The organism is Dietzia sp. E1 (assembly GCF_014145015.1).
GTDB lineage: Bacteria > Actinomycetota > Actinomycetes > Mycobacteriales > Mycobacteriaceae > Dietzia > Dietzia cinnamea_A.
Window position 1 is genome coordinate 1 of sequence record NZ_JAALDU010000362.1, and the last position, 1303, is coordinate 1303.

The 1303-nt window shown below is 72.0% G+C and carries 1 protein-coding gene; it reads left to right on the forward strand.

The window, feature by feature from the left end; all coding sequences use genetic code 11:
- Positions 1 to 127: 127 nt before the first annotated feature.
- Positions 128 to 1303 (forward strand): penicillin-binding transpeptidase domain-containing protein (locus G6030_RS12010; protein WP_277817456.1); only part of this gene is annotated, 1176 nt, incomplete at its 3' end.

The window sequence follows — 1303 nt, forward strand, 5'->3', positions numbered from 1 at the left end:
GGCCCAGCCCCCGACCCGGCGCCCCCGGCCGCGCCGCCCGCCCCGACGGCTCCCGGTGACGGTGCCGCGACGCTCGCCCCGGTGCCCGGACAACCCTTCTAGCACCCCCACCCGAAAGGCCCCCGAGATGACCGAACGACGCACCCCGGAAGCGGGACGCCGGGCTACCTCGGGTGACCCGCGCGCCACCGCACCGGGCGTCGGACGGCCACCGAACCGGTTCGGCCGGGTCCTCACCACCAACTCGACCGAGCGCCGGTTCACCTTCATGCGGTCCGCGTTCGCCGTGATCATGGTGATCGCCCTGGTCAAGCTCTTCTGGGTACAGACGATCGGGGGCACCGAGCTCGCGGCCCGCGCCGAGAGCCAGCGGCAGGTCCACCAGGTCCTGCCCGCCACCCGCGGGGCGATCGTCGACCTGGACGGCGACCCCATCGCCTTCACCCGCGAGGCCCGCGACCTGTCGATCCAGCCGCTCGTCGAGCAGCAGAACGCCGAGGCCCGCCGCGAGCTCGACAGCACCAAGCCGACGTGGGACGAGCTCGTCGTGGAGATCGCCGACGAGTTCGAGGCCGTGCTCGGCGACGCCGTCGACCGCGACGAGATCGAGGCCAAGCTCTCCTCCGGCGGCGGCTTCACCTACCTCGTCCGCAATGTCGACGTCACCCAGGCCAACGCGATCGTCCGGAAGTTCCCGATGATCGGCGCCGAGCGCGTCGACATCCGCGAATACCCGGGCGGCGCGCTCGCCGCCAATGTCGTCGGCGCCACCACCAAGAGCGACGAGGGCAAGCTGATCGGCCTGCAGGGCATCGAGTCCCACTTCAACGACCAGCTCGACGGCGAGGACGGCCGGCAGACCTTCGACCGGGCCCAGGACAACACGGTCATCCCCGGCACCCTGCGCAACGTCACCGAGCCGCGCGACGGCGACACGATCCGCCTCACCCTCGACGCCGACCTGCAGTGGCACGTCCAGAAGGCGATCCAGTCCGCCAAGGACACCTCGGGCGCGAAGAGCGCGTCCGCCGTCGTCCTGGACGCGCGGACCGGCGAGGTGCGGGCGATGGCCAACGACAACACGTTCAACCCGGCCGTCGGCGTCGGTGCGGAGCTCGAGCGTGGCGCGGACCTCGGCAACCCGGCCATCACCTCCCCGTTCGAGCCGGGCTCCGTGCAGAAGATCATCACCGCGGCCGCCGCCATCGAGGCCGGACTGACCCACCCGGACGAGGTGCACTCGGTCGACGGCAGCATCCGCATGGAGGGAGTCACGGTCTCCGACGCGTGGCAGCACGGACCC